Consider the following 25,787-nt stretch of genomic DNA (forward strand, 5'->3'; position numbering starts at 1 on the left):
TAGCTGCGAAAAAACTAGTAATGTCCGCGCAACCCGTCAACCCGGTCTGGGACGTGCGAACCCGGCCCCGCTCACCGAGGGACGATCATGCCGACCGATGCCTCGCAGCCGTGGCTGGCCCGCTACCCCGCGGGGATCGATCCCACGCCGAAGATCGCCCACGCGTCGGTCGTCGAGGCGTGGCAGGCCCGGGTCACCGCCAACCCCGCCCGTCCGGCGGTGCGGTACTTCGACGGCTCGCTCAGCGCGGCCGAACTCGACGCGCACGCGGACGCCATGGCCGCCGAGTTACAGGCGCGGGGCGTCGAGCGGGGCGACCGGGTCGGCATCTACTTACAGAACGTGCCGTACTACCCGATCAGCCTGCTGGCGATCTGGAAGGCCGGCGCCACGGCCGTCCCGCTCAACCCGATGTACCAGGGGCCGGAGTTACGGCGTCTGATCGAGGACTCGGGCACCCGCGGGGTGATCGTCGCCCGGGGCACCGACCTGGAGACCCGCGCGTCGCTCGCCGGCACCGCCGTCGGCTGGCTGCTGTCCGCCTCGTCGCGCGACTTCCAGACCCGCGACGACCCACGCGTCTTCACCGGGCCCGGTGAACCGGAGCCGTCACCCGACGGCGATCTCGGCGCCATCCTGGTCGCCCGCGCGGGCCAGCGCCCGCGGCCCGTCGACGTCGACCTCGACGACACCGCGTTCATCACCTACACCTCCGGGACCACCGGCCCGCCCAAGGGCGCGCTGAACACCCACCGCAACTTCCTGCACTCGGTGCAGAACTACGCCGGCTGGCTGGAGCTCGAACCCGGCGACGTCTCCTTCGCCATCGCGCCGCTGTTCCACATCACCGGGCTCTCGCTCAACGCCGGCATCGCGCTGCTGAACGACGCGACGCTCAGCATGAGCGGCCGTTTCGATCCCGCCGTCGTCCTCGACGCGTTCCGCGAGCACGAAGTGACGACGACGATCGGCTCGATCACCGCCTTCAACGCGTTCTTCCGGGTCCCGGCGGCCGGCCCCGAGTACTTCACGACGATCAGGCGGCTCTACTCCGGCGGCGCGCCCATCCCGCCGTCGACGATCGACGCCTTCCGCGCCCGCTTCGGCCCCTACCTGCACAACATCTGGGGGATGACCGAGACGACGGGCGGCGGGATCGCCGTGCCGCCAGGCGCCGCCGCTCCCGTGCACCAGCCGAGCGGCACCCTCTCGATCGGCGTCCCGATGCAGAACGTCGACGTCGAGATCATCGACGCCGAGGGCACCCCGCTGCCGCCCGGCACCGAGGGCGAGCTGGTCTTCACCGCGCCGCAGGTGATCCCCGGGTACTGGCGCAATCCCGAGGCGACGGCGCACGCGCTGCCCGGCGGCCGGCTGCACACCGGCGACGTCGCCGTGATGGACGCGGACGGCTGGATCTACCTCGTCGACCGGATCAAGGACCAGATCAACACCTCGGGCTTCAAGGTCTGGCCGCGCGAGGTGGAGGACGTCCTCTACGAGCACCCGGCGGTCTTCGAGGCGGCGGTGGTCGGGGTGCCGGACGAGTACCGGGGGGAGGCGGTCGCCGCCTACGTCTCGCTACGCGACGGCGCGGCGGCCAGCGAGCAGGAGCTCGTCGACTTCGCCAGGGAACGCCTCGCCGCGTACAAGCGCCCGCGCAGTGTCGTCATCATTCCGGCGTTGCCGAAGACCGCGACCGGGAAGATCCAGCGAGCCGCGCTGCGGGAACGGCCAGCGGCTGGATCGCGCTAGTGGCCGGCCGCAGGCCGGGTCACGCCGACGGCCCGGCCGGGCTCGGACCGTGACGCGGTGACGCGCATCACCGATTGGAGCCAATACCGCTCCCCTAATTGGAGAATCTTCGTGCGTCTCCAGGAGAATGGTGTTCACAACCGGTGTAACGTTCGCCTCCATGCCCCCGGAGCCGACGGCCGCTCGCCCGGGGGCGCCGGCGGGGTGACCGTCCGGCCGCCACACCAACCAGGTTCCTTCGCCAACCAGCAACAGAATGAGGGGAAGCAGTGATCCGTAAGCCCAGGACTGTCCTCGCCGCCGCGGCGGCCGTCGCGACGGTGCTCTTAGCGGCAGGCTGTGGCTCGTCGGGCTCGGGCGGTTCCACCGCCGGCGCGACCGGTGCGGCCACGAACAAGACCATCACTGTCGGCGTCATCGCCGACATGACCGGCGCCGCGGCCTCCGGCAACAAGTCTGTTGTCGAAGGCGTCAAGGCCGGGACGTACTACGCGTCCCGCAACGGGTACACGATCAAGTACATCGTCGGTGACACCGCCACGAACCCGGCGACCGCGCTTGCGGTCGCGCAGAAGTTCGTCACGCAGGACCACGTCTTCGCGGTCCTCGCCAACTCGTCTCTTTTGTTCGCGGCCGCGCCCTACCTGACCGCGCACAACGTGCCGGTTATCGGCGCCGCCGAGGACGGCCCCGAGTGGATCACGTCGAAGAACATGTACTCGATCTTCGGCGCGCTCCAGACCACCAAGGTCGCGACGACCATGGGCAAGTTCTTCAAGATGGAGGGCGTCACCAGCCTCGGCGTCGCCGCCTACTCGCTCCCGATCGCCTCGGAGTCCGGCGCGGCCGCCGCGGCCTCGGCGGAGGCCGCCGGGATCAAGGTCGGCTACCTGAACGCGAAGGTCACCCTCGGCTCCGACGTCGCGCCGATCGTGCTCGCGATGAAGAACGCCAAGGTCGACGGAATCGTCATGCAGATGGACCCGGACACCGCGTTCGGAATCATCAAGGGCCTGCGTGACCAGGGCGTGAACCTGAAGGCCGCGCTGCTGCCCACCGGCTACGGCGGCGACCTGCTCCAGGCCGGTCCGGGCGCGCTCGCCGCGGCCCAGAACGTCTACTTCCTCTCCGGCTACGAGTTGATGGAGATGGGGACGCCGGCGACCAAGTCGTTCGCGGCCGACCTGAAGAGCGCGGGCGTCAACGGCACCCCCGCCTACGGCATGTACAACGGGTACGTCTCGGTCGGCCTGCTCGTCCAGGGGCTCAAGGCCGCCGGCGCGAACCCGACGTCGGCCTCGCTGCTGACGGCCCTGTCCGGTATCCACGACTTCACTGCCCTTGGTCTCTACGGCAGCCACAAGCTGGACATCAACGACCGCGAGAACATCGTGGCCGGTGCGGACAACTGCCAGTGGATCGCGAAGCTGGAGGGCAGCACCTTCAAGCCGGTGCCGAACGCCATCCCGGTCTGCGGCGACATCGTCCCGGGCAAGACGGTCTCCGCGGCTACCTGATCCGCCGCTCCTGACCCGAACGACAACTGGCCGGGGTCGGCGCGCTTCCCGCGGGAGGCGCGCCGGCTCCGGCCGTCGACGTTGCGATCTCAGCGGGCGACGTAGCCGCCGTCTACGGGCATCGCCACGCCGGTCATGTAGGAGGACTCGTCGCTGGCGAGGAACAGTGCGGCCGCGGCGAGCTCGCTGGGCCGCCCGAAGCGGGCCATCGGGTTCGGCACCTTGATGTCCTGCGGCGGCGCGGGCGCCTGCGCTTCGGCCATTCCCGTCCAGGTCATGCCGGGGCAGATCGCGTTCACCCGGATGCCGGACTTCGCGTAGTCGAGCGCGGCCGACTTCGTCAGCAGCACGACGCCACCCTTGGCCGCCGAGTAGCCGGCCTTGCCCTTCCAGCCGACCATGCCGGCGTTCGAGGCCGTATTGATGATCGACCCACCGCCGTTCTCCAGCATCCTGGGCACGGCGTACTTGATGCCGAAGAACACGCCCTTGATGTTCACCGCGAGCAGCTGGTCCAGGATCTCCTCGTCGAGCTCGTGGATGAGCCCGGACGGACCGGAGATCCCGGCGTTGTTGAAAAGCACGTCGAGCTTGCCGAAGGTGCGGACCGCGGTGTCGACCAGGTTCGCGACCTGCTCGCCTACGGCCACGTCCACCTGAACCGCGACGGCGTCGGCGCCTATCTCGGCGGCCGTGGCCTTCTCCGAGCCGTTCCGGTCCGCGCAGACGACCCTGGCGCCTTCCCGCGCGAAGAGCAGCGCGGACGCCTTGCCGATTCCCGAACCGGCGCCGGTCACGATCGCCACCTTGCCGTCGAGCCGTCCCACCGCATCCTCCGTCACCCGCGTTACCGCGTTCGAAGACTTTTTCCGACGGCCGCCCCGCGGATCCCCTTCCCGCCGGCGCCGGTACGGCGGCGGGCCTGAGGAATCCGCGGGACGACGCCCTGCTCAGGTGTTGCGGCCGCCGTTGACGCCGATGACCTGGCCGGTGATGTAACCGGCCTCGTCACGGCACAGGAACGAGGTGGCCGCCGCGATGTCCTCGGGCTTTCCGGCCCGGCGCACCGGCGTCTTCTTCTCGTGGTCCTCCACGCTTCCGCCGAACATGCCGCGACGCTCGGACTCACGCATCATCGGCGTGTCGACGAAGCCCGGCGGAATCGTGTTCACGGTGACGCCGTGCTCGCCGAACTCCAGCGCGAGCGACTTCGTCATACCGATCAGGCCGGCCTTGGAGGACACGTAGTGCGCCATGTACTGCTGGCCGCCCTGGGCCGAGGAGGACGAGATGTTCACGATCCGGCCCCAGTGCGCGGCGATCATGTCGGGAAGAACCGCCTGGGACAGGTAGAACGGGCCGGACAGGTTCACCGCGATAATCTTGTCCCAGGAGGCGTCACTGATCTTCAGGAACTCCCTGAACCCGGTGATGCCCGCGCTGTTGACCAGGGCCAGGACCGGTCCGAGCTGCGTGCGGACACTCTCGACCGCGGCGTTCACGGCGGCCCGGTCGGACACGTCGACCCCGCCGACGGCGATCGCCTCGTGGCCGGCCTCGATGATCTCCTCGGCCACCTGCTTGGTCGTGTCGGAGTTGAGATCCAGGACAGCCACCGCGAAGCCATCCGCGGCGAGCCGGTGGGCGCACGCACGCCCGATTCCCGAGCCACCGCCGGTGACGAGCGCCGTTCGTCGTTCGGTCACTGTTCCGAACCTCCTGGGTCCTAGATGCGCCAATGATCAGCAGCAGCGTGGGTGCCCGTGAGACGGCCGGCTGACGGAGTCGGCTGGGTCACGGGCACCTGCCCGGGTGCACGCCACGGGGCGTACCTCGTCGGACTGCTGTCAGGCGATGGCTTCGTCGCCGACGATCGAGGTGCGATGCATCAGCCGGCTGGAGCCTTCGCCGTAGGGCATCGCCCGATGCAGCATGCCCGTGTTGTCCCAGATGACCAGGTCGCCACGCTGCCACTTATGGCGTACCACAAACTCGGGCGCGGTCGCTCGTTCCAGCAGCCGATCCAGCAGCGGCCGGGCCTCCCCGGGGGCCACCCCGACGACCTCGCCGGCGGTGGCGCCGAGCAGCAGCGACCGCCGGCCGCTGCGCCGATGCCAGACGAGAGGATGTTCGCGGGACGGGATACGGTCCCAGACCGCCTTCTCCTCAGGACTCGGGTTCGGGTAGACGTTGCGCTGCGAGTTCTCGAAGCTGTGCACCACCCGCAGGCCCGCCAGCTCGGCCTTCTCCTCGTCAGTGAGCGAGTCGTAGGCCGCGTAGGTGTTGGCGAACTCGGTGTCGCCGTCGTCGTCGCCGGAGACCTCTCGCGCGGTGAGCAGCGTGTACTTGTCCGGCAGGGTGTCCGTCGAGCCGTCGAAGTGCCACCAGAACGTCGCCTCGCGGTACGCCGCCATGTTGCTCTTCGACGCGTCGCGAGTGATCGCCTGGACTTCCGGGTGGCCCTTGACCTTGCCGTACTTCGGCGGCACCACCTCGCCGAGCAGGCGGCTGAACGCCACCAGCTCGGCGTCGTCGACGTTCGCCTCCCGGAAGATCACGACGCCGCCCGCGTCCAGGGCGGCCAGGGTGTCGTCGGCGACCGCCCGGTCGACCAGCGCGGAGCCGGACAGACCGGAGATCTCCACGCCGGTCGTCGGCGTGATCTTTGTCTTGGTAATACTCACCTGCGCCTCGCTTAGATGGCCGGCTCGACGACGTTGTTGAAGAACGCCGCGCCCGAGTCCGGGATGCGGGGCTGCTTGAAGATGTTCACCGGGTAGGAGACGAGGATGAACGAGTAGAGCAGGTTCAGCAGCCGGGTGGCGTCCTCGGGCAGGTCGTTGATGTCGAGGGTGTCGAGGTACTCGATCGCCTCTTCCGCCAGCGGCGCGACCGCGTCGTAGAACGCGGACAGCTCGTCGATGTTCTTCGACAGACGCATGGCGTACCGCTCGGTCCGGGTGGCCAGCGACCAGTCGGCGACCCAGGAGTCGAGAACGCTGAACTTCTCAGGCAGCAGGGCGCCCGTGGTGGTGGTCATGATGTCGGGCTCCCTTACTTGTCGTTGCCGGCCTGGTGGGCGGCGACGGCCTGGCGGACGACGTGGTGGAACTGGCGGATCATCAGCTCCATGTCGGACAGGTGGAACTGCTGCAGCGCCCGGTTGGCCAGCGCCGAGTAGGACGCCTCGACCGTGTTCGTGTCCTGCATGGCGAACTCGATGGTCGAGTCGACCACGACCTCCTGGGCGAGGCGCTCGGAGGCGGTCTTCGGCTCGGGGAAGTAGATGTCGACCTCGTAGTTGTGGCCGCCCACCGAGTCCGGGATGTACTGGTAGGTGATGACGTAGCCGCGGCCCCACAGCTGGATCGACAGGTTCGGGAACAGCCAGTACTGGTCGTTGCTCCAGTACCGGACCTCGCCCGGGTTGCGCTCCGGCGTGAGGTACCCGAGGTCCTCGCGCAGGTCGTCCGGGCCGAACAGGCCGGCGCGGAACAGCTTGTAGATCCAGTCCTCGTTGCGCTCGGGCGGGCCGACGGAGCCCTGCTTCTTCTTCAGCGGCGGCGGGCCGGGCACCGAGGTCAGCATGTGCGGCGCGAACAGGTCGTAGTGGTAGCTGTCCATCGGGGGGACGAGCTTCTCGGCCTGGTTCACGTCGACGTCGAGGAAACGGCCGTGCACGTAGGCCGGGTGGTACCACTCCAGCAGCGCGTCGATGCCGATCTTCCAGTTGCCCTTGACGTAGGTCCGGAACGACCAGTGGTTCGTGAACTTCTCGTACGGCCAGCACTCCAGCTCACGGACGAGCTTCTCGCCGAGGAACTCGCGCAGCGGCGGGGCGTCCGGGGAGAAGTTCACGAAGATGAAGCCGGCGAAGACCTCGCACTGCAGCTGCGGCATGCCCAGCTCGTCGTCGGGCAGCGAGTCGAAGAACTGGTCCCGCTTGGTGACGTAGCTGCACTTGCCGTCGAGCCCGTAGCGCCAGCCGTGGTACTTGCACTGGAACTGGCGGGCCGAGCCCTTGGACTCCTCGGCCGGGTGCTCCTGCCAGACCACCTTGTTGCCGCGGTGGGCGCAGATGTTGTGCAGCGCGTAGACCTTGCCGTCGGTGTGGCGGCTGATCACGATCGAGCCGAGGCCCTTGAGCTCGCGGGTGAAGAACGTGCCGTTGCGCGGCAGCTGCTCGATCCGGCCGACCTTCAGCCAGGTCCGCTTGAAGATGGCCTCACGCTCGGCCTCGAAGAACTCCTCGGAGATCGAGTCCTCGTAGCTGACCGGTCCGGTGCCAAGCTCCGGGTAATCCAGCGTGTACTTCTCGCGGCCGGTAGCCAGCTTGTCGATGCTGGACATTCTCCACCCCCTCCTCGGGATGATCTCGGCCCGGAGCTGTTCCGTCCGGCGCCGATGTGCGGTGATGGGTCAGGTGTGGCCGGGTCGGTGTGGCCAGGTCTGGTGGCGCACCCGGACCGCGTGGCTAGACCACGCCGTCCGCGCGCAGCTGGGTGATCTCCTCGACCGAGCGGCCGAGGATCTCGTCGAGGACGCCGTCGGTGTGCGCACCGAGCTCGGGGCCCAGCCAGCGGATCTCGCCGGGCGTCTCGGACAGCGTCGGCACCACCCCGGGCACGGCGAGCGGGCCGATCCGGGACTCCTGGGTGGTGATCGTCCCGCGGTGGGCGTACTGCGGGTCGGCGAAGATGTCGGCGATCGAGTTGACCTTGCCGGCCGGCACGTCCTGCGCGCGGCAGCGGGTCACGACCTCGTCGCAGGTCAGCGAGCCGACCCACTCCGCCACGATCTTGTTGACCTCGTCGCGGGCCGCGAGCCGGTTCTGCTTCGGCCCGAACCGGTCCGGCGCGGACAGCTCGGGGCGACCCATCGCGAGCGCGAGCCGGCGGAACATGTCGTCGTGGGAGCAGGCGATCGCGACGTACTGGTCGTCGGCGGTCCGGTAGTGGCTGTGCGGGACGACGTTGACCGTGTCCGCGCCCATCCGCTCCCGGACGTAGCCGTACCTCTGGTAGGCCGGGGCGAGCTCGTCGAGCGCCCGGAAGATCGTCTCGAACAGCGCGATGTCGACGACCTGGCCGCGGCCGGTGGCGTCCCGGGCCCGCAGCGCCATCAGCACCCCGATGACGCCGTACATCCCGGTCATGTAGTCGGCCAGCGAGGTGGAGCCGGGGGTGACCGGTACCCGGTCCGGCTCGCCGGCGAGGTAGGCCAGCCCCGAGAACGCGTGCGCGATCCGGGCGAAGCCCGGCAGGTCACGCAGCGGCCCGCTCTGGCCGTAGGCGGAGACCCGCAGCATGATCGCCCGCGGGTTGATCTCCTGGACCGCCTCCGGGCCGAGGCCCCACTTCTCCATGACCCCGGGACGGAAGTTCTCGATGACGATGTCGGCCCAGGCGATCAGCTCGCGGACCAGCTCCAGGCCACGCGGGTCGGCGAAGTTGATCGTGACCGACCGCTTGTTCCGCGCCTCGGACAGCCAGACCAGCGTGTCGCCACACTCAGTGTCGGTGCCGAAGCGACGCAGGTGGTCACCGCCACCGGGACGCTCGACCTTGACTACCTCAGCCCCGAACTCCCCCAGCACCGTGGCGCAGAAGGGCCCGGCGATGAACGTGCCGAGATCGAGAACCTTGACGCCGTCGAGCGCGTGCATGCCGTAACTCCTCCATTCGCGTCCCCAGAACCGCCACTCTGACCTGCGAGAACCATCATTCCACAAATCTGAGAACGGCGCTACCCTGGATCGGACGTCGTCTTTCGCGTGAGCGAGCATGTTATGTTCGGAGGGTGATAATGGTCCGCCCGTTCCGCTTTGCCGTCCAGGGGACCAAGGCCAAGTCCGGCGCCGAGTGGCGCGACCTGGCCCAGGAGGCCGAGGACCTCGGGTACTCGACCCTGTTCGTGGCCGACCACTATCTGGGCGGAGGGCCGGCGAACCGGGCTGCGAGCATGCCGCCGCAGCACCTCGCCCCGATCAGCTCGATGGCGATGGCCGCGGCCGTCACCACGACGCTGCGGGTGGGCTGCCGGGTCTTCTGCGCCGACTACCACGTTCCCGCCGCACTGGTGAAGGAGGCGGCGACGATCGACCTGCTCTCCGACGGCCGGATGGAGTTCGGCATCGGCGCGGGCTGGAACGAGATCGAGTTCGACGCGATGGGGCTGACCTACCTGCCCGCGCCGCGCCGCATCGACAAGCTCGTCGAGGTCGTAGCGCTGGCCAAGGCGCACTGGTCCGGCGAGCCGATCGAGCTGGACGGCCAGCACGTCAAGGTCTCCGGCTACCGCGGCCTCCCGTTGCCGGTCCAGCAGCCGCGGCCCCCGATCATGGTCGGTGGCGGCAAGAAGCGCATCCTGTCGTTCGCCGCCCGCGAGGCCGACATCGTGAGCATCTCGAACACGCCGTTCGTCGCGATCAACGAGGACGGGCTGACCCCCTCCGAGGAGCTCGCCCGCCGGGTCGGGTACGTACGAGCGGCCGCGGGCGACCGCCTGGAGCAGCTCGACATCGAGGGCTCGCCATGGTTCGCCGAGATCACCACGGACACCGTCGAGGCCACGGAGCGGATCGCGGGCTGGGCGCAGACCACCCCCGAGGTCATCGCGGCGCATCCGAACGTGCTACTCGGCACCCTCGACGAGATCATCGAGCGGCTTGTCGAGCGCCGGGAGGCCTTCGGCGTGAACTATGTCAGCGTCCAGCAGGGCCAGCTGCGGACGTTCGCGCCCATCGTCGCCGCGCTGGCCGGGAAGTAACCGCGCCGGCCATCCGGCCCGACCGCTCCCCAGTCCGACCGCTACCCCAGCCCGGCGGCCGTCCGGGCCAGGGGATGAGAACCTCGCCCGATCGAACGCGGCCAGGCAGAGCGCCGGCCTCGCACAGAACAGCAGGAGGATCCGTGCGCGAACCGCGTGCCCGCCGCTCGGAGCTGGCCACCCCGGCCAGCAGCGAGAAGATGTGCATGAAGGCCGGCAAGTCCGGAGCCGACCTGGTCTTCCTCGACCTCGAGGACGCCTGCGCGCCCCCTGTGAAGGAGTCCGCCCGCGCCATCGCCGTCGCCGCGCTCACCGGGCAGGACTGGGGGCACACCGTCCGGGCCGTCCGGGTGAACGGGCTGGACACCCCCTGGTGCCACGGCGACATCATCGAGATCGTCACCGGCGCCCGGGAGTCGCTGGACGTGCTGATCGTGCCCAAGGCGCGCTCGGCCCGGGACGTCTGGTGGGTCGACGTGCTGCTCACCCAGCTGGAGACGAAGCTCGGCCTGCGCAAGCGGATCGGCCTCGAGGTGCTCATCGAGGAGGCCGAGGGCCTCTCGAACGCCCCCGAGATCGCCAAGGCGAGCCCGCGGCTGGAGGCGATCATCTTCGGCGCCGGGGACCTGTCCGCCTCGCTGCACGCCCGGGTGGACGGCAACTTCGACCCGGTCGGGGAATACCCCGGCGACTTCTGGCACTTCGCCAGGGTGCAGGTGCTCGCCGCCGCCCGCGGTGCCGGCATCGACGCGATCGACGCTCCCTACCCCGCCTACCTGAACCCGGACGGCTACCGCCAGGCGGCGACGCACGCGAGCCTGCTCGGCTTCGACGGCAAGTGGGCGATCCACCCGTCGCAGGTGCCGATCGCGAACGAGGTGTTCGCCCCGACCGAGGCGCAGATCGCCGAGGCCCGCGACTCGATCGAGGTGTACCGGGCCTCCGAGCGCGACGGCGTCGGGGCGATCGGCCGCGGCGGCCAGCTCGTCGACGCCGCCCACATGCGCCTGGCCACGAACACGCTGCACCGCGCGGTGCTCGCCGGCCTCATCGACGAGGTCTGACACCACTTCCGCCCGGCCCCGGCCGGGTAAGCCCCCGGAGGGTCACATGCAGGTACAGGATCGACTGTTCATCGGTGGCGAGTGGGTCGCGCCGAGCGGCACCGACACCTTCGACGTCGTCTCGCCAGCCACCGAGGAGGTCATCGCCCGGGTCGCCGAGCCGACGACCGTGGACGTGGACAAGGCGGTGGCCGCGGCCCGCGCCGCGTTCGACGAGGGTCCCTGGCCCCGGCTGCCGGTCGCCGAGCGGGTGGCCGCGGTCCGCCGCCTCGCGGCGCTCTACAAGCCGGGCCGCGGCGAGCTCGCGAAGATCATCAGCTCCGAGATGGGCGCCCCGATCAGCTTCGCCAAGCTCGGCCACGTCGCCATCCCGATGTTCATGATGAACGCCTTCGCGGGCATCGCCGAGAACCTCGAGTGGGAGGAGCGCCGGCCCGGCTTCTACGGCCAGGACATCCTGGTGCGCAAGGAGCCCGTCGGCGTCGTCGGCGCGATCGTCCCGTGGAACATGCCGATGCACCTGACGATCGGCAAGCTGATCCCCGCGCTGCTCGCCGGCTGCTCGGTGGTGCTGAAGCCGTCGCCGGAGACGCCGCTGGACGCCTACTGGCTGGCGGACCTGCTCACCAGGGCCGAGCTGCCGGCCGGCCTGGTCAGCATCCTGCCGGCCGGCCGCGAGGTGGGCGAGTACCTGGTCTCCCACCCCGGCGTCGACAAGATCTCGTTCACCGGGTCCACGGCCGCCGGCCGCAAGGTCGCGGCGGCCTGCGGCGCGAACCTCAAGCGGGTGGGCCTGGAGCTCGGCGGCAAGTCCGCCGCCGTGGTGCTCGACGACGCCGACCCGGCGGCGATGGCCAAGGGCGTCCAGGTCGCCGGCCTGATGAACAGCGGCCAGGCCTGCGTCGCGCAGACCCGGGTCCTGGTTCCGCGGTCGCGCTACGCCGAGTACGTGGACGCGCTGGCCGCGATGGTCGCGGGCCTGCCGACCGGCGACCCGTCCGACCCGAGCACCGAGGTCGGCCCGCTGGTCGCCCAGCGCCAGCAGGACCGGGTCCGGGGCTACATCGAGATCGGCCAGAAGGAGGGTGCTCGGCTCGTCACCGGCGGCACCGACCTGCCGGCCGGGGTCGACCGCGGCTGGTACGTCCGCCCGACGCTGTTCGCCGACGTCGAGCCCTCCATGCGGATCGCGCAGGAGGAGATCTTCGGCCCGGTCCTCTCGGTGCTCCCGTACACCGACGAGGCCGAGGCCATCAGGATCGCCGACGCGACCGAGTACGGCCTGTCCGGCTCGGTGTGGACGGCGGACGTCGAGCGCGGCCTGGGTGTCGCCCGGCGGGTGCGCAGCGGCACCTTCGGCGTGAACGAGGCCTACAGCATGGACCCGGCGGCGCCGTTCGGCGGCGTGAAGGCGTCCGGCATCGGCCGCGAGCTGGGTAAGGAAGGTATCGAGGGCTTCCTCGACTCCAAGTCGATCTCGGTCGCCGCCGGTCGCTAGGCCAGCGGCTGGGCCGGGCGCCGCCAGGTTGCCCGGCCCAGCCAGAGCGCGACTGGAGCGGGCGCCGCGTCCGGTGCGGTACGTTGTGGATGTCAGCTTTCCGTTTCGGAGAACGCTGCTCTCGCTTAGAATAACGTCGTTATCCTCGTCACAGCCGCGACGAGAACCCCCGTCCCACGCCCGGCCGGCGTCGCGGCGTCGAAGGGAGCACCTGTGTCTGCTGAGGCCAAGAACGGGCCGGCGGCTGCTGAGGCCGAGAACGGGCCTGAGGCGTCTGAGGCCAAGACCGGGCCTGTGGCGAACGACCTCGAGTCGTTGGACTTCTTCCTCGGCAGGGACCTCGTCGACGATCCGTACCCGTACTTCGACGAGCTGCGGTCCAAGTGCCCGGTGTACCGGGAGCCGCACCACAACGTGCTGATGGTCACCGGCTACGACGAGGGCGTCCAGGTCCTGCAGGACGTCGAGAACTTCTCCTCGGTGACCTCGGTGACCGGCCCGTTCCCCGGCTTCCCGGTCCCCGTCGAGGGCCGCGACGACGTCGCCGAGCTGATCGCGCAGCACCGCGACTCGCTGCCCTTCAGCGACCAGCTGCCGACGATGGACCCGCCGACGCACACGGACCACCGTGCACTGCTGATGAAGATGATCACCCCGAAGCGCCTCAAGGAGAACGAGGAGTGGATGGGCGGGATCACCGACCAGCTCCTCGACACCCTGCTGGAGCGGGGCAAGGGTGAGTTCGTCGGCGAGTTCGCCGGGCCGCTCGCGCTGCTGGTCATCGCCGACCTGCTCGGCGTGCCGCCGGAGGACCACCCCGAGTTCATCAAGCAGCTCAACCGCTCCAACGTCGGCGGTGGCATCGGCTCCAGCAGCGGCGAGTCCCTGGCGCACAACCCGCTGGAGTTCCTCTACGGGAAGTTCGCCGGCTACATCGAGGACCGCCGCAAGGAGCCGCGCGGCGACGTGCTCACCGGCCTCGCCCAGGCGACCTTCCCCGACGGCACGACCCCCGAGGTCATCGACGTCTGCCGGGTCGCCGCCAACCTGTTCTCGGCCGGCCAGGAGACCACGGTCCGGCTGGTGAGCACCGCGGCGAAGCTGATCGCCGAGGACCCGGAGCTGCAGGCGACGCTGCGCGCCAACCCCGAGAAGGTGCCGAACTTCCTCGAGGAGGTGCTGCGGACGGAGAGCCCGATCAAGGGCGACTTCCGGATGTCCAAGTGCCCCGTCTCGGTCGGCGGGGTCGACGTCCCGGCCGGTGCCACTCTCATGATCGTCAACGGCGCCGCCAACCGCGACCCGCGCCACTTCGACGACCCGGCGACGTTCGACATCAGCCGGGCGAACGCGCGGCACCACATCGCGTTCGGCCGCGGCATCCACACCTGCCCAGGCGCCCCGCTGGCCCGGGCCGAGGCGAGGGTCGCCATCCAGCGGCTGCTGGAGCGCACCAGCGACATCCGGCTGGACCCGGGCCTGCACGGTTCCGCCGAGAACCCCAAGTACCGCTACATGCCGACGTTCATCCTGCGCGGGCTGCTCTTCCTGGGCCTGGAGGTCACGCCGGCGCAGGTCGCGGTCGAGGCGTGATGAAGGTCTTCATCGACGACGACAACTGTCGCGGGCACGGCGTCTGCGCGGCCGAGTGCCCGCAGGTCTTCGTCGTCAACGACGACGGCTACGGCGAGGTGATCGTCGACGAGGTGCCGGCCGAGTTGGAGGACGCGGTCCGCGTCGTCGCCACGCACTGCCCGGAGCGTGCCATCACAGTGGAGTGACCTGGCGCGACGGCGGGCGGTGGCGGGTTCTCCCGCCACCGCCCGTTTGGCGTCCTGGGCCGGTCTCAGAGGCCGGTTCGGAAGCCGGTTCAGAAGCCGGTGATGATGGCCGCGTTGCAGTCGGCCGCGGCCTGGCGCAGCGGGATCGCCTTGGCGTAGGCCTCCGACGTGTACCAGGCCTTCGCCTCCTCGACCGAGTCGAACTCGAGGATGACCGTCTGGTTGCCGTGCCACTCCCCCTCGAGGACCTCGGTGGCCGGTCCGACGGCCAGCGGCCGAGCGGTGTGGCCCGCGAACGACGCCATGGCCAGCTTGCTGTACTCGGCCATCCCGTCCGGGTCGTTGATCGCCTCGGTGAAAACGACATACGCCTTCGGCATGCGCTCGGCTCTCCTCAGGTCAGTTCGCAGGTCCAGACGTCGTCGACGTCGCTCCGGCCATCCTCGTCCGTCCCCACCATCCGGCGCGACGTCTGCAGCCCACACGGGACAAAACGGAGATGATCGCCGTTTCGGCCCTCGGGTGGTTGTGATCGGGGCTGGTTTACGACCACGGGAGGGCCGAGACGGCGATCAAGGAGGCGGATCCGCCGAGCTCATGGCCGGCGGGGCGGGAGGGGCCTCGGCTGCGGGAGGGGCCTCGGTCAGGAGAGGTACGTGGCGCCGAAGGACTCGATGAAGTCCAGCGTCGTCTCTCGCGACTCGGAGTGGCAGGAGATGATGCACCAGGTCGCGCCGACCTTCTCCAACTCGGCGAACTGCTCGCGGTGCCGGTCCGGGTCGACGGTCGGGGACGAGCCGATCGCCGGGTCGCTGTAGGAGCAGGTGAAGTCCAGCGGCTCGGTGCGCCCGGCCGCGGCCGCCGCGTCCTTCACGCCCTGGATCAGGCCGGCGAGCTCGTCGCGGGAGTTGATCGCCGTCGTCTGGGCGGTGACCGCGACCGACGGCGGGGCCATCATCGGCAGCCAGCCCTGGCCCTTCTGCGCCGCGCGGCGCCGGGCGGCCGGCGTGTTGCCACCGATCCAGATCGGGATCGGGTCCTGCACCGGCTTCGGCCGGGCGATCACGTTGCGGGCGTTGAAGTGGCGGCCCTCGTAGCTGAACGGCTCGCCCTTCCAGTGCAGCGGCAGCACGTCGAGCGCCTCCTCGAACAGGGCGCCCCGCTCGGCCGCGTCGACGCCGAGCGCGAAGAACTCCGACTTCTGGTAACCGGCGCCCAGGCCCAGGATGAGCCGCCCGCCCGACAGCTTGTCGACCGTCGCCGCCGCCTTGGCCAGCAGGAACGGGTTGCGGTACGTGACCACGGACAGGTTCGTCATCAGCCGCAGCCGGGTCGTCGCCGCCGCGGCGAAGCCGAGCGCGACGAACGGGTCGAGGCTCTGGTGGCCGCCGGTCTCCAGCCAGCCGGCCCCCGGGATCGGGTGCTCGGTCAGTGAGAGCGCGTCGAAGCCCGCCTTCTCGGCCGCCGCGGCGACCTCGTCCAGCGGCCCGGCGTCGAGCATGTCCCGGTCGGTGCCGTTGGTCTCCGGGTAGTGGAGGATGAAACGCATCGAGGTCCCCTAGCGCGCGTCGGTCGGGTCGAGCGGCGCCCCGCCGTCGCCGGCGACGGAACACCACGGGTCGGTCAGGTGCTCTGGCAAGCTGCCGAAGGCCGCTTTCGCGATCCTGCCCGCAGGCGGGTGCCCCGCGCACGAGATGCCGGACGGCCAGCTGCCGGCAGCGCCAGGCTGCCGGCCAGGACAGACTGCCGGCTAGGACAGGCGGATCGGGAGCTTCATCCAGCCTCGGGTCGTCGACGTGTGGTCGAGGACCGCGTTGTCGTAGTCGACCTCCCAGTCGGTCCACCGCTTGAGCATCTCGTCGAGCACGACCCGGCCCTCGGTCCTGGCGAGGCCGGCGCCCATGCAGAAGTGGATGCCGTGCCCGAACGACAGGTGCCGCTCCGGGGCGCGGTGGAGGTCGAAGGAGTCGGCGTCCGGCCAGTGCCGCTCGTCGCGGTTGGCCGAGGCGTTGAGCAGCAGCAGGGCGCTGCCCGCGGGCACGGTCTGGCCGTACAGCTCGACGTCGCGGGAGAGCACCCGCGCCTGCACCGGCGACGGCGCCTCGAAGCGCAGCGTCTCCTCGACCGCCCTGGCGACCAGGCCGTCCCGGTCGGCCGCGACCTGGCGGCGCTGGTCGGGGTGGTCGCCGAGCAGCTGGCCGGTCCAGCCGATGAGCCGGCGGGTGGTCTCGTTGCCTGCGCCCGCGAGCAGCGCGGTGTAGATGAGCACCTCGGTGCGGCTCAGGCGGCGGCGAGTGCCGGTCTCGTCGGTGAACTCGACCGTGAGCAGCGCCGTCATCAGGTCGTCGGACGGGTTGTTCGTCCGCCAGTCGATGTACTCGGCGAACGCCTGCATCGAGATCTCGGGGTCGCTCGCCTTCGGCGCCTGGCCGGCCTCCAGATGGTGGCGCTCGTGGCCGGCGTCGCGGATCGCGGCCTGGTCGCTCTCGGGGATGCCGAGCATCATGCCGATGACACGCATCGGGATGAAGGCGCCCAGGTCGACGACGAAGTCGAAGCCGTCGGTGCCGACGAACTGGTCGAGCGTGTCCGCCACCAGCTGGCGCACCTGGGGCTCCAGCGCCGCCATCCGCCGGGGCGTGAACACCCGGGAGATCAGCGCGCGGTGCAGGTCGTGGATCGGCGGGTCCTCGCCGAGGACCATGCCCGGCGGCACCCCTCGGCCCGCCTTGATGATCTCCAGGACCGAGCCCTGGCCGGAGATGTAAGTGTCATGGTCGGCGATCGCCTCGTCGACGTCGTCCCACCGGCTCAGCGCGTAGAAGCCGTGCGCGTCGTTGTAATAGAGCGGTGCCTCGTCGCGCATCCGCTTCCAGACCGGGTAGGGATCCGAGTCGATTACTACGTCATAGGGGTCGTAGTAGATCTCCCGGTCCGCCGTGGCACTGGCTAAGCCGAGCTCCACCCGCCGCCTCCTTCCGCGTCGCCGGCGACTCGGAGGCTCGCCCTCCGGTTCGTGGCAGCAGCATGTCATCAACCTGAACCCACGGGCAACCCGTGCCCGCCAGGGCGGCGGCTAGCCATCTGAGCCCTTGCGTCCCCCACGCGCAGCCACAACTATCAATCGACGTCGATGTTAAAACGCTGGCCGGCGCGATGCCCGCAGCTCGGGGCGGCCGGCGCACGGGAGGAGCGCCAGATGACGACCGAGCCGCAGGCTCCGACGATCCCCGCTCCGCACGGTCCCCTGGCGGGGGTGCGGGTCGTCGAGGCCGCCTTCGGCACCAGCGTCGTGGGCGCCGGGCTCGCCACGAGCCTGCCGGGCGCGCTGTTACGCGACTTCGGCGCCGAGGTGACCCGGGTGCGCTCGACGACCCGGTCGACGCTGGACACCGGCATCGAGTTCGACCACGTGTGGGACCGCGGGAAGCGCGTCGTCGAGGTCGACGACGCCGACCCGGCCGCCGCGGCCGCCGTCACCGAACTGGCCCGGGGCGCCGACGTCCTGTTCCTCGCCGGACCGCACGAGGCGATCGAACGCCAGGGACTCGACTATCCCGCGCTCGCGCTGCTCAACCCGCGGCTCGTCGTGGTCCGGCTGCGTCCCGGCCACACCGCCCGGGGCGCGGTCGGTGACCTGGAGCTGCTGCTCGACGCCCGGCTCGGGCTGCTCACCCAGATCCGCCACCATCAGCCCGGCAGGCCGGCCTTCCCCGATCTGACCGTCGCCAGCGCCGGGGCGGGGCTGGCCGCGACGGTCGGCGCGCTCGCCGGCCTGTACGAGCGGGTCGGCACCGGCCGGGGCGGCTGGGCCGAGACCTCGCTGGCCGACGGCCTGCGCGCACTGCTTCCCATGATCATCGGCCGGGTCGAGCACCCGTCCCCCACCACGACGCTGCTGTGGCGCGACCAGGGGCCGAAGGAGAGCCTGGCCTACCGGTGCGCCGACGGCGAGTACCTCCAGCTGTGGTTCGGGGCGAAGGGCGCCTACGAGGCCTTCCTCGCGCATCTGGGCGAGCCGCCGAGCGAGCGCGGCTACAACGCCGACCTGATGAGCGGCGCGATGGTCGAGCGCGGGGCCCGCTGGGCGGCCGCGTTCGCGCGCCGGCCCCGGGCCGAGTGGCTGGCGGAGTTCGCCGGCCACAACTTCCGCTGTGAGCCGGTGCTGCGCCCCGGCGAGGCGCTCGCGGACCCGCACGTCCGCCAGACCGGCCTGTCCGTCACCCACGACGACCCCGACCACGGCGCGGTCACGGTCCTCGGCCCGATCGCCCGGGTGACGGCGTCCGACCCGGCTCGCGCGGGCGGGACGCGCCCCCCGGCCGGCGACGGGCGGCTGCTGTCCGGGGTGCGCGTGCTGGACCTGTCGGCCTACCTGGCCGGGCCGGTCGCGACGGCGGTGCTGGCCGAGCTGGGCGCCGACGTCGTCAAGGTCGAGCCGGTAACCGGGGACGTCCACCGGACCATGGAGCCGATGTTCGCCGCCGGCCAGCGCGGCAAGCGTGCTGTCGCGCTGGACCTGAAGGCGCCCGGCGCCGACCGGGTCCTCGCGGCGCTGTTCGCCGGTAGCGACGTCGTTCACCACAACTCCCGGGTCGGCCTGGCCGAGCGGCTCGGCTACGACGAGGCGACCGTGCGCGCCGCCAACCCGGACGCGGTCTACTGCCACGCGAGCGGCTTCGGCGCGACCGGCCCGCGGGCGAAGCTCCCGGCGAACGATCACCTGATGCAGGCCCTGTCCGGCGTCGAGGGCGCCCAGGGCGGCGCCGGCCAGCCGCCGACGTTCCTGGTCTGGGGCGCGATCGACTCCGCGAGCGGCTGGGTCGCCGCCTGCGGCATCCTCGCCGGCCTCTACGCGCGGCGCCGGGGTGGCGGCGGGCAGTCGGTCGCGACGTCGCTGCTGGGCGCCGGGCTGATGCTCAAGTCCGGCGCGTTCCTCGCCGGCGATCCCTCCGCGGCTGCCCCGCACGTCATTTCCGGCCCGGTGCTCGACGCCGAGCAGACCGGGTACGGCGCCGCCTACCGGCTCTACCAGGCCGCCGACGGTGGCTGGCTCGCGCTGGCCGTCCCGGACGCGGCCGCGTGGCGCCGGCTGCGGGACGCCGTCCAGGCCGGCCTCGCCGTCGCTCCCGCGCCGGGCTCGGCCCGCCCGGCGACCGCGGGCCGGCCGGTCCCGTCGCTGGCCGGCCTGCCGGCCGAGCCGCCGCCGCTGCGGACCGCGCCGGGTGACAGGCAGCCCGCCGAGGAGATCCTCGAAGCCGCGTTCGCGGCGGGTGGGACGGCCGCGGGCTGGGTCGCCCGGCTGCGCGCGGCCGGCGTGCCGGCCGAGCTGGTCGCCGAGGTCGACCGGTCCGGGTTCATCGCGAACGTGCTGGACGACCCGGTCGACCGGGAGATCGGTCGCACGGTCGCCTTCGCCTGGGGTGCGCGCGGCCGTACCGAGCAGCCCGGCTTCGCGCTGCGGCTCGGCCCGGCACCGCGGCCGGCCGTGCGGGTCGCGATCCCCGGGCTGGGCGAGCACACCGCCGAGGTGCTGGCCGCGGCCGGCTTCGACGCGGACGCCCAGGCCACGCTGGCCGACGCGGGCGCGATCCCGCCGAGCCCGCTGCCCGCGGCCGCCCGCGGCTGAAGCATCGACCCCCGTGGGGTGACGGGCCAGGCTGACTCGTCACCCCACCGAGGCCCCGCCGCGCGGGGCGGCGTCAGCTCGTCGGGCGGGCCGATGGGGGGTTGACGAACCAGACCAGCTTCTCGGTGAGGTTCGCGCTCTTCCAGCCGTCCGGCGTGCGCACGAAGTCGTGGAAGTAGTAGCCACCGCAGGAGCTCTGCTCGGCCATCCCGGGCACCTGCATCGGGTTGAAGAACTGCGCGATCACCTTCGCCTTGTCGCCGTCGAGGGTGATCTCCACGTTCGTGATGTAGTGGATCTTCATCGGCATCTGGCCGAGACCTGCCTCGAGGTGCGCGGCCATCTCGTCGCGCCGGAGGACCGGCAGGGTGGCCGACGTCGAGGTGTAGTCGATCAGGGCGTCGGGGGTGAACACCGACTTCCACAGTTCGTAGTCGTTCGTGTCGACGCCACGCGCGTAGCGGGCAAGCTGCTCCTGGATCTCGAGCTTGTCCGAGACCGCCTGCAGATCCATCGGTTCTCCTCGCTGACCGTGCGTGCTGTGCTGCCTGTGCGGGGCTGCCTGTGCGGGCCGGGCCGGCGCCCGGGCTAGCTGACGGTGAGGCCGTTGTCGACGACGTAGACCGCGCCGGTGATCGACCGGGCCTCGCCCGAGGCCAGGAAGGCGAACAGCGCCGCGATCTCCTCTGGCATCGTGAGACCCCGGTAGCCGGCCATCCGGCGGGCCAGGTCCGGGTCCAGGTCCTCGGGGAAGGTCACGTCGCGGGCGATGTTCGTCAGGGTCCCGGCCGGCGCGATCGCGTTGACCCGCATCGGGGTCTTGATGAACTCGACCGCCATCGACCGGGTCAGCTGGATGAGCCCGCCCTTGCTCGCGGCGTAGGCGGCCGAGTACGGAGTGCCCTGGATGCCGGCGTTGGAGGCGATGTTGACGATGTTGCCGCCGCTCTCCAGCAGGTGCGGGATCGCCGCCTGGGAAAGGAAGAACGGGCCGTCGAGGTTGACCGCCATCGTCTGGCGATACAGCTCCAGCGACGTCTGGGCCGTGTGCGCCGGGCGGTAGATCCCCGCGACGTTGCCGAGCACGTCCAGCCGGCCGAACTCGGCGACGGTGACCGCGACCGCCTCCGCGCAGGCCGCGGGATCGCCGACGTCGACCTGGCGCAGCGAGACCGGCCCGTCCGCGAGCGTCTTCGTCTCCACGAGCGCGCCCTCGTTGATGTCGATGGCCAGCACCGAGGCACCCTCGGAAGCCAGGCGAATCGTGGTTGCCCGGCCCATTCCGGAGCCCGCGCCCGTGATCAGCGCTACCTTGCCTTCAAACCGTCCCGCCATGCCCGTGTTCTATACCCGGGAGCCATCGGGCGCACCCGTTGGCGAATCTTGACGTCGAAGTCGATTCGTGGCGCAGACCACTCCGTCCACGGCGTTCCGTCGGCCCGGCCGTGAGGCGGCCAGACTCAAAGCCACGCAGGTCAGCGTCTCCGGTACCGGCGGCGCGTCGGCGGCCCCGTACCGGCGGCGGGGCGGCGTCCTACCTGTCGATTGACAAACTTCGACGTCGAAGTCGATAAATGAAGGACCGCCCTGAACGGGCGGTCATCACCAGCTAACCACACGGTCCCTGACGACGGCGACCGTCACGCGCGCTCGCCCAAGCTGCTCGACTCTTTCGATCGAGGTAACCGAATGCTGCTAGAGCTCACTCCCGACCAGGAGGTCTTCCGGGAGGCGACCGCGCGGTTCCTCGCCGACCGCGTGCCCCCCGAGGAGATCCGCCGGCTGCGGGACGACCCCGCCGGCTTCACGCCGGACTACTGGCGCGCCGGCGCCGAGCTGGGCTGGACGTCGCCGCTGGTGGCCGAGGAGCACGGTGGCGGCTCGATCAGCGGGGCCGGGCGCACCGACCTGACGATCCTGGCCCACGAGTTCGGCGCCTGCGCCGCCCCCGGCCCGCTGGCGGCGGCGAACGTCGTCATGTCGGCGCTGTCCGGCGCGCTGGCGCTGGAGGGGTCCGGCGGCGAGGCCCACCTCGCGGTCCTGGAGTCGTTGCTGTCCGGCGGCTCGTTCGCCACCTGCGCGCTCGGCGAGCCCGGGCTGACGCTCGGCGTGCCGGACCAGGTCCGGGTCCAGGTACGGGCCGACGGCGGCGACGTCGTCCTCGACGGGCTGGCGCGCCCGGTCGAGTCGGCCGCGCAGGCAAGTCACATCCTCGTCACCGCGAAGGTCGCCGGGTCCGAGACCGGGTTCGCGCAGGTGCTGGTCCCGACCGCGACGCCGGGCGTCACCGTCGCGCCGCTGCGGACCGTGGACCTGACCAGGCGGTTCTCCGTCGTCACGTTCGACGGGGTCCGGCTGCCCGCCGAGGCCGTCGTCGGCAGCCTCGGTGACGCCGCGGAGCAGATCGAGCGGCAGTTCCAGGTCGCCGCGATCCTCGCCTGCGCCGAGAGCGTCGGCGCGATGCAGACGTCGTTCGACACGACCGTCCGGTGGGCGTTCGAGCGCTACTCGTTCGGCCGGCCGCTGGCCTCCTACCAGGAGCTCAAGCACCGGTTCGCCGACATGAAGATGTGGCTGGAGGCCAGCCACGCGATCTGCGACAAGGCCGCCGCCGCCGTGGACGCCGGCGCCCCCGAGGCGGCCGAGCTGGTCACCGCGGCGAAGGCGTACATCGGCGAGTGCAGCACCGACCTGCTGCAGGACTGCGTCCAGATCCACGGCGGCATCGGCGTGACCTTCGAGCACGACCTGCACTTCTACCTGCGCCGGGTCACCGTCAACCGGACCCTGTTCGGCACCCCGGCGACGCACCGGGCCCGCCTGGCCGGAATCTTCGAGCACCTCAAGGAGCAGGCCGCATGACCGAGAGCACCGAAAGCCTTGAGGAGTTCCGGGCTCGGGCTCGGGCCTGGATCCGCGCCAACCTGCGGCCGCTGGAGGCCAACGAAGAGGTCGGCATCCTGCGCCCGACGCGGACCGACGAGCAGGAGCTGGCCGCGGTCGCCCGCGACCGCGAGATCCAGCGGATGCTCTTCGACGCCGGGCTCGCGGGCCTCTGCTTCCCGCGCGAGTACGGCGGCCAGGGCCTCAGCTACGAGCACCAGCGCGCGTTCAGCGCGGAGATCGCCGGCTACGAGTACCCGGCCCGCCTGCAGGTGCCGACGTTCGCGCCGTGCGCCGCGGTGCTGCTGGAGTTCGGCACCGAGGAGCAGAAGCTGGCGCACATCCCGGCGATCCTCAAGGGCGAGGAGATCTGGATGCAGTTCCTGTCCGAGCCCTCCAGCGGCTCGGACGTCGCGGCCGCCCTCACCACGGCGACCCGGGACGGCGACGACTGGATCCTCAACGGCTCCAAGATCTGGACGACCGGCGCCTGGTGGTCGGACTGGGCGCTGTGCCTGGCCCGCACCAACTGGGACGTGCCCAAGCACCGCGGCCTGACCGTCTTCATCTTCCCGCTGAACTCGCCGGGCGTGGACGTGCAGCGCATCGAGATGCTCAACGGGGGCATGGAGTTCTGCCAGGAGTTCATGACCGACGTCCGGGTCCCGGACACCGCCCGGATCGGCCAGGTCGACGACGGCTGGACGGTCGGGACCCGCTGGATGTTCCACGAGCGCACCTACGCCAGCTCGCCCTACACGATCAGCACGGGCGGCAACTCGATCCACGGCGTCAGCTCGTCCTGGGTGCTCGACATCGCCCGTGCCACCGGCGGCCTGGCGGACTCGCGGGTGCGCGACCTGGTCGGCGAGGGCCGGACCCTCGACCTCGTGCGCGACGCGCTCCAGAACCGGCTCGCCACCGGCATGCGCAGCGGCAAGATGTCCGACCAGTCGGCGGCCATCGCCCGGCTCTGCGCGGGCGTCACGTCCACCCGGCTGACCTCCCTCGCGTTCGACATCGTCGGCGAGCTGGGAGCCGCCTGGTCGGCCGAGGACGGCGCCGGCGGCGAGGTCGGCGCGGACTTCCTGATGCGCCAGACGGCCACCCTCGGCGGCGGTACGACCGAGATGGCTCGCAACGTCATCTCCGAGCGGGTGCTCGGAATGCCGCGCGAGCCATCGCTCGACCGTGGCCGTGCCTTCCGCGACGTCCCCCGGGGCGGCCGGAGCTAGTCGCCGGCCACCGCGAGCGCCGCGGACAGCCGCTCCGCCTCGAGCTCGGCCTCCGCCGCCGAGCTCGGGGCAACCGGGCTCGGGGCGCTCATGGCGACCGAGCCCGGGATCGCCGGGCCCGGGATCGCCGGGCTCGGGGCGCTCGTGGCGACCGGGCCCGGGGTCGCCGGGCTCGGGGTCGCCAGCGCCGCGGCCGCCCGGTGGCGCGGGAGCGCGCAGGCGATCAGGCAGGACAGCACCGCCGTCCCGGCGCCGATCATGAAGCTGACCTGCAGCCCGGAGTGCGAGGGCACGCGGACCGGTCCGAGCGAGCTGGTCATGCTCGACATCACCGCGCCGAGGACCGCACTCGCCGTGGACGTGCCGATCGCGCGCATCAACGTGTTCAGGCCGATGGCCGAGGCGCCTTCCTCAGCCGGCACGGCACGCATGATCAGCGTCGGCATGGCGGCGTACGAGAGCCCGACCCCGGCGCTGATGACGATGCAGAACCCGAGGACCCCGGCCGGGCTGCCGGACAGGACCAGCGTCAGCAGGTAGCCGCCCGCGACCACGGCCGCGCCGCCGATCAGGGCGGTCTTCGGCCCCCGCGCGGAGATCAGCCGCCCGGCCACCGGCGAGATGGCCATCATCGCCAGGCCCGCCGGGCCCATCCACAGTCCGGTGGCCAGCAGCGACTGGCCGAGCCCGTAGCCGGTCTCCTTCGGCAGCTGCAGCAGCTGGGGGATGACCAGCGACTGGGCGTACATCGAGAAGCCCAGCGCGATCGACGCGACGTTGGTGACGATCACCTGGTGGCGGCCCATCGTGCGCAGGTCGATGAGCGGCCCGTCGACGCGCAGCTCGAACAGGCCCCACAGCAGCAGGACCAGCACCCCGCCGCCGAGCAGGCCGAGCGTCAGCGCGCTCCCCCAGCCCCAGTCGGCGCCCTTCGAGATCGCGAGCATCAGACCGACCAGGCCCAGGGACAGCAGGATCGCGCCCGGCACGTCGAATCCGCCGGTGGCTCGCACCGGCGACTCGGGGATGACCCGGGCGATCAGCACTGCCAGCACCAGGCCGACCGCGGCCGAGATCCAGAACAGCACGTGCCAGTCGGCCTTCTCCGCGATGATCGCGGCGAGCGGCAGGCCGAGCGCGCCGCCGACGCCCAGCGAGGAGCTCATCACCGCCATCGCCGAGACCAGCCGCTCGGCCGGCAGGAGGTCGCGCATGAGGCTCACGCCGAGCGGGATCACGGCGATGCCGATGCCCTGCAGCGCCCGGCCGGCGACCAGCGGGACGATCGACGTGGCCAGGGCGCCGACGACCGAGCCGACCAGCTGGGTCGAGACGGCGACCAGCATCATCCGCCGCTTGCCGAACAGGTCACCGAGCCGGCCGAAGACCGGGTTGGCGACGGCGCCGGCCACCAGCGTCGCGGTGATCGCCCAGAACGCGTTGGACGACGACGTGTGCACGAGCGCCGGCAGCTTCGGGATCAGCGGAATGATGAGCGTCTGCATCAGCGACATCGACGTGCCGACGGTCGCGAGGACCGCGACGACGGCGTCCGCCCGCACCGGCGGAGCAGCCAGGGCCGGGGCTGCGGCGGCGGTGGTCCGGCTGGCGCTCATGGCGGCCCTCCTAGGCATGTGCAGAGTGCACACAATATGTA

At 71.2% G+C, this 25,787-nt stretch carries 22 protein-coding genes; 10 read left to right on the forward strand and 12 right to left on the reverse strand.

Features of this window, described 5'->3' with window-relative positions:
* The first annotated feature begins 87 nt into the window (after positions 1 to 87).
* Together FRAEUI1C_RS26625 and FRAEUI1C_RS26630 are read left to right on the forward strand one after the other, a co-directional pair.
* A complete protein-coding gene (locus tag FRAEUI1C_RS26625) occupies positions 88 to 1,755 on the forward strand; it encodes a class I adenylate-forming enzyme family protein (RefSeq protein WP_013426464.1) in 1,668 nt (555 codons plus the stop codon).
* 269 nt (positions 1,756 to 2,024) lie between these two features.
* Positions 2,025 to 3,272 carry an ABC transporter substrate-binding protein gene (locus tag FRAEUI1C_RS26630; protein WP_013426465.1) on the forward strand — a complete coding sequence of 416 codons (1,248 nt, stop codon included), beginning with the start codon at positions 2,025 to 2,027 and terminating at the stop codon, positions 3,270 to 3,272.
* An 89-nt stretch (positions 3,273 to 3,361) separates the two neighbouring features.
* Here FRAEUI1C_RS26630 and FRAEUI1C_RS26635 read toward each other — a convergent pair whose 3' ends face one another.
* The 6 genes from FRAEUI1C_RS26635 to FRAEUI1C_RS26660 form a co-directional block, all read right to left on the reverse strand.
* Positions 3,362 to 4,099, reverse strand: a complete 738-nt coding sequence (locus FRAEUI1C_RS26635) for an SDR family NAD(P)-dependent oxidoreductase (protein ID WP_013426466.1) — start codon at positions 4,097 to 4,099, stop codon at positions 3,362 to 3,364.
* 123 nt (positions 4,100 to 4,222) lie between these two features.
* Positions 4,223 to 4,978 (reverse strand): SDR family NAD(P)-dependent oxidoreductase, encoded by a 756-nt coding sequence (locus tag FRAEUI1C_RS26640; RefSeq protein ID WP_013426467.1) that lies wholly within the window; start codon positions 4,976 to 4,978, stop codon positions 4,223 to 4,225.
* 141 nt (positions 4,979 to 5,119) lie between these two features.
* A complete protein-coding gene (locus tag FRAEUI1C_RS26645; protein ID WP_013426468.1) occupies positions 5,120 to 5,956 on the reverse strand; it encodes a TauD/TfdA dioxygenase family protein in 837 nt (278 codons plus the stop codon).
* Positions 5,957 to 5,967: 11 nt separating this feature from the next.
* Positions 5,968 to 6,312 (reverse strand): hypothetical protein, encoded by a 345-nt coding sequence (locus tag FRAEUI1C_RS26650; protein ID WP_013426469.1) that lies wholly within the window; start codon positions 6,310 to 6,312, stop codon positions 5,968 to 5,970.
* Positions 6,313 to 6,326: 14 nt separating this feature from the next.
* Entirely contained in the window at positions 6,327 to 7,622 is a 1,296-nt protein-coding gene (locus FRAEUI1C_RS26655; protein ID WP_013426470.1) for an aromatic ring-hydroxylating oxygenase subunit alpha, read from the reverse strand.
* Positions 7,623 to 7,746: 124 nt separating this feature from the next.
* Positions 7,747 to 8,937, reverse strand: coding sequence for a CaiB/BaiF CoA transferase family protein (locus FRAEUI1C_RS26660; RefSeq protein WP_013426471.1), 1,191 nt, complete (start codon positions 8,935 to 8,937; stop codon positions 7,747 to 7,749).
* Between the two features lie 140 nt (positions 8,938 to 9,077).
* Here FRAEUI1C_RS26660 and FRAEUI1C_RS26665 point away from each other — a divergent pair, with 140 nt between their 5' ends.
* From FRAEUI1C_RS26665 to FRAEUI1C_RS26685, 5 genes are all read left to right on the forward strand, one after another.
* The gene (locus tag FRAEUI1C_RS26665) at positions 9,078 to 10,040 is read left to right on the forward strand and encodes a TIGR03621 family F420-dependent LLM class oxidoreductase (RefSeq protein WP_013426472.1); all 963 of its coding nucleotides are present in this window, start codon (positions 9,078 to 9,080) and stop codon (positions 10,038 to 10,040) included.
* Positions 10,041 to 10,183: 143 nt separating this feature from the next.
* Positions 10,184 to 11,104, forward strand: coding sequence for an HpcH/HpaI aldolase/citrate lyase family protein (locus FRAEUI1C_RS26670; protein ID WP_013426473.1), 921 nt, complete (start codon positions 10,184 to 10,186; stop codon positions 11,102 to 11,104).
* Positions 11,105 to 11,150: 46 nt separating this feature from the next.
* A complete protein-coding gene (locus FRAEUI1C_RS26675; RefSeq protein WP_013426474.1) occupies positions 11,151 to 12,602 on the forward strand; it encodes an aldehyde dehydrogenase in 1,452 nt (483 codons plus the stop codon).
* Positions 12,603 to 12,896: 294 nt separating this feature from the next.
* Positions 12,897 to 14,195, forward strand: coding sequence for a cytochrome P450 (locus tag FRAEUI1C_RS26680; protein WP_041259658.1), 1,299 nt, complete (start codon positions 12,897 to 12,899; stop codon positions 14,193 to 14,195).
* The gene (locus FRAEUI1C_RS26685; RefSeq protein ID WP_013426476.1) at positions 14,195 to 14,383 is read left to right on the forward strand and encodes a ferredoxin; all 189 of its coding nucleotides are present in this window, start codon (positions 14,195 to 14,197) and stop codon (positions 14,381 to 14,383) included. The genes FRAEUI1C_RS26680 and FRAEUI1C_RS26685 overlap by 1 nt, the downstream gene beginning before the upstream one ends.
* Positions 14,384 to 14,472: 89 nt before the next feature.
* Here FRAEUI1C_RS26685 and FRAEUI1C_RS26690 read toward each other — a convergent pair whose 3' ends face one another.
* The 3 genes from FRAEUI1C_RS26690 to FRAEUI1C_RS26700 all read right to left on the reverse strand — a co-directional run bounded on the left by FRAEUI1C_RS26690 (position 14,473) and on the right by FRAEUI1C_RS26700 (position 17,348).
* Positions 14,473 to 14,763: a DUF1330 domain-containing protein gene (locus tag FRAEUI1C_RS26690; protein ID WP_013426477.1), complete on the reverse strand. Its 291-nt coding sequence runs from the start codon at positions 14,761 to 14,763 to the stop codon at positions 14,473 to 14,475.
* 263 nt (positions 14,764 to 15,026) lie between these two features.
* The gene (locus tag FRAEUI1C_RS26695) at positions 15,027 to 15,932 is read right to left on the reverse strand and encodes an LLM class F420-dependent oxidoreductase (protein WP_013426478.1); all 906 of its coding nucleotides are present in this window, start codon (positions 15,930 to 15,932) and stop codon (positions 15,027 to 15,029) included.
* A gap of 201 nt (positions 15,933 to 16,133) precedes the next feature.
* Positions 16,134 to 17,348 (reverse strand): cytochrome P450, encoded by a 1,215-nt coding sequence (locus tag FRAEUI1C_RS26700; RefSeq protein WP_013426479.1) that lies wholly within the window; start codon positions 17,346 to 17,348, stop codon positions 16,134 to 16,136.
* A gap of 234 nt (positions 17,349 to 17,582) precedes the next feature.
* On the opposite strand from FRAEUI1C_RS26700, the gene FRAEUI1C_RS26705 reads away from it, so the two are divergent.
* A complete protein-coding gene (locus FRAEUI1C_RS26705) occupies positions 17,583 to 20,012 on the forward strand; it encodes a CaiB/BaiF CoA-transferase family protein (RefSeq protein ID WP_013426480.1) in 2,430 nt (809 codons plus the stop codon).
* 73 nt (positions 20,013 to 20,085) lie between these two features.
* On the opposite strand, the gene FRAEUI1C_RS26710 is transcribed toward FRAEUI1C_RS26705, so the two are convergent.
* Positions 20,086 to 20,526 carry a nuclear transport factor 2 family protein gene (locus tag FRAEUI1C_RS26710; protein ID WP_013426481.1) on the reverse strand — a complete coding sequence of 147 codons (441 nt, stop codon included), beginning with the start codon at positions 20,524 to 20,526 and terminating at the stop codon, positions 20,086 to 20,088.
* A 74-nt stretch (positions 20,527 to 20,600) separates the two neighbouring features.
* Entirely contained in the window at positions 20,601 to 21,347 is a 747-nt protein-coding gene (locus tag FRAEUI1C_RS26715) for an SDR family NAD(P)-dependent oxidoreductase (protein ID WP_013426482.1), read from the reverse strand.
* Between the two features lie 354 nt (positions 21,348 to 21,701).
* Here FRAEUI1C_RS26715 and FRAEUI1C_RS26720 point away from each other — a divergent pair, with 354 nt between their 5' ends.
* On the forward strand, positions 21,702 to 22,874 hold the full coding sequence (locus tag FRAEUI1C_RS26720; RefSeq protein WP_013426483.1) for an acyl-CoA dehydrogenase family protein: 1,173 nt from the start codon (positions 21,702 to 21,704) through the stop codon (positions 22,872 to 22,874).
* Positions 22,871 to 24,130 (forward strand): acyl-CoA dehydrogenase family protein, encoded by a 1,260-nt coding sequence (locus tag FRAEUI1C_RS26725; protein ID WP_013426484.1) that lies wholly within the window; start codon positions 22,871 to 22,873, stop codon positions 24,128 to 24,130. Before FRAEUI1C_RS26720 ends, FRAEUI1C_RS26725 begins: the two co-directional genes overlap by 4 nt.
* On the opposite strand, the gene FRAEUI1C_RS26730 is transcribed toward FRAEUI1C_RS26725, so the two are convergent.
* A complete protein-coding gene (locus FRAEUI1C_RS26730) occupies positions 24,127 to 25,746 on the reverse strand; it encodes an MFS transporter (protein ID WP_013426485.1) in 1,620 nt (539 codons plus the stop codon). The genes FRAEUI1C_RS26725 and FRAEUI1C_RS26730 overlap by 4 nt on opposite strands.
* Positions 25,747 to 25,787 lie beyond the last annotated feature (41 nt).

Source organism: Pseudofrankia inefficax (genome assembly GCF_000166135.1).
Taxonomy (GTDB): domain Bacteria; phylum Actinomycetota; class Actinomycetes; order Frankiales; family Frankiaceae; genus Pseudofrankia; species Pseudofrankia inefficax.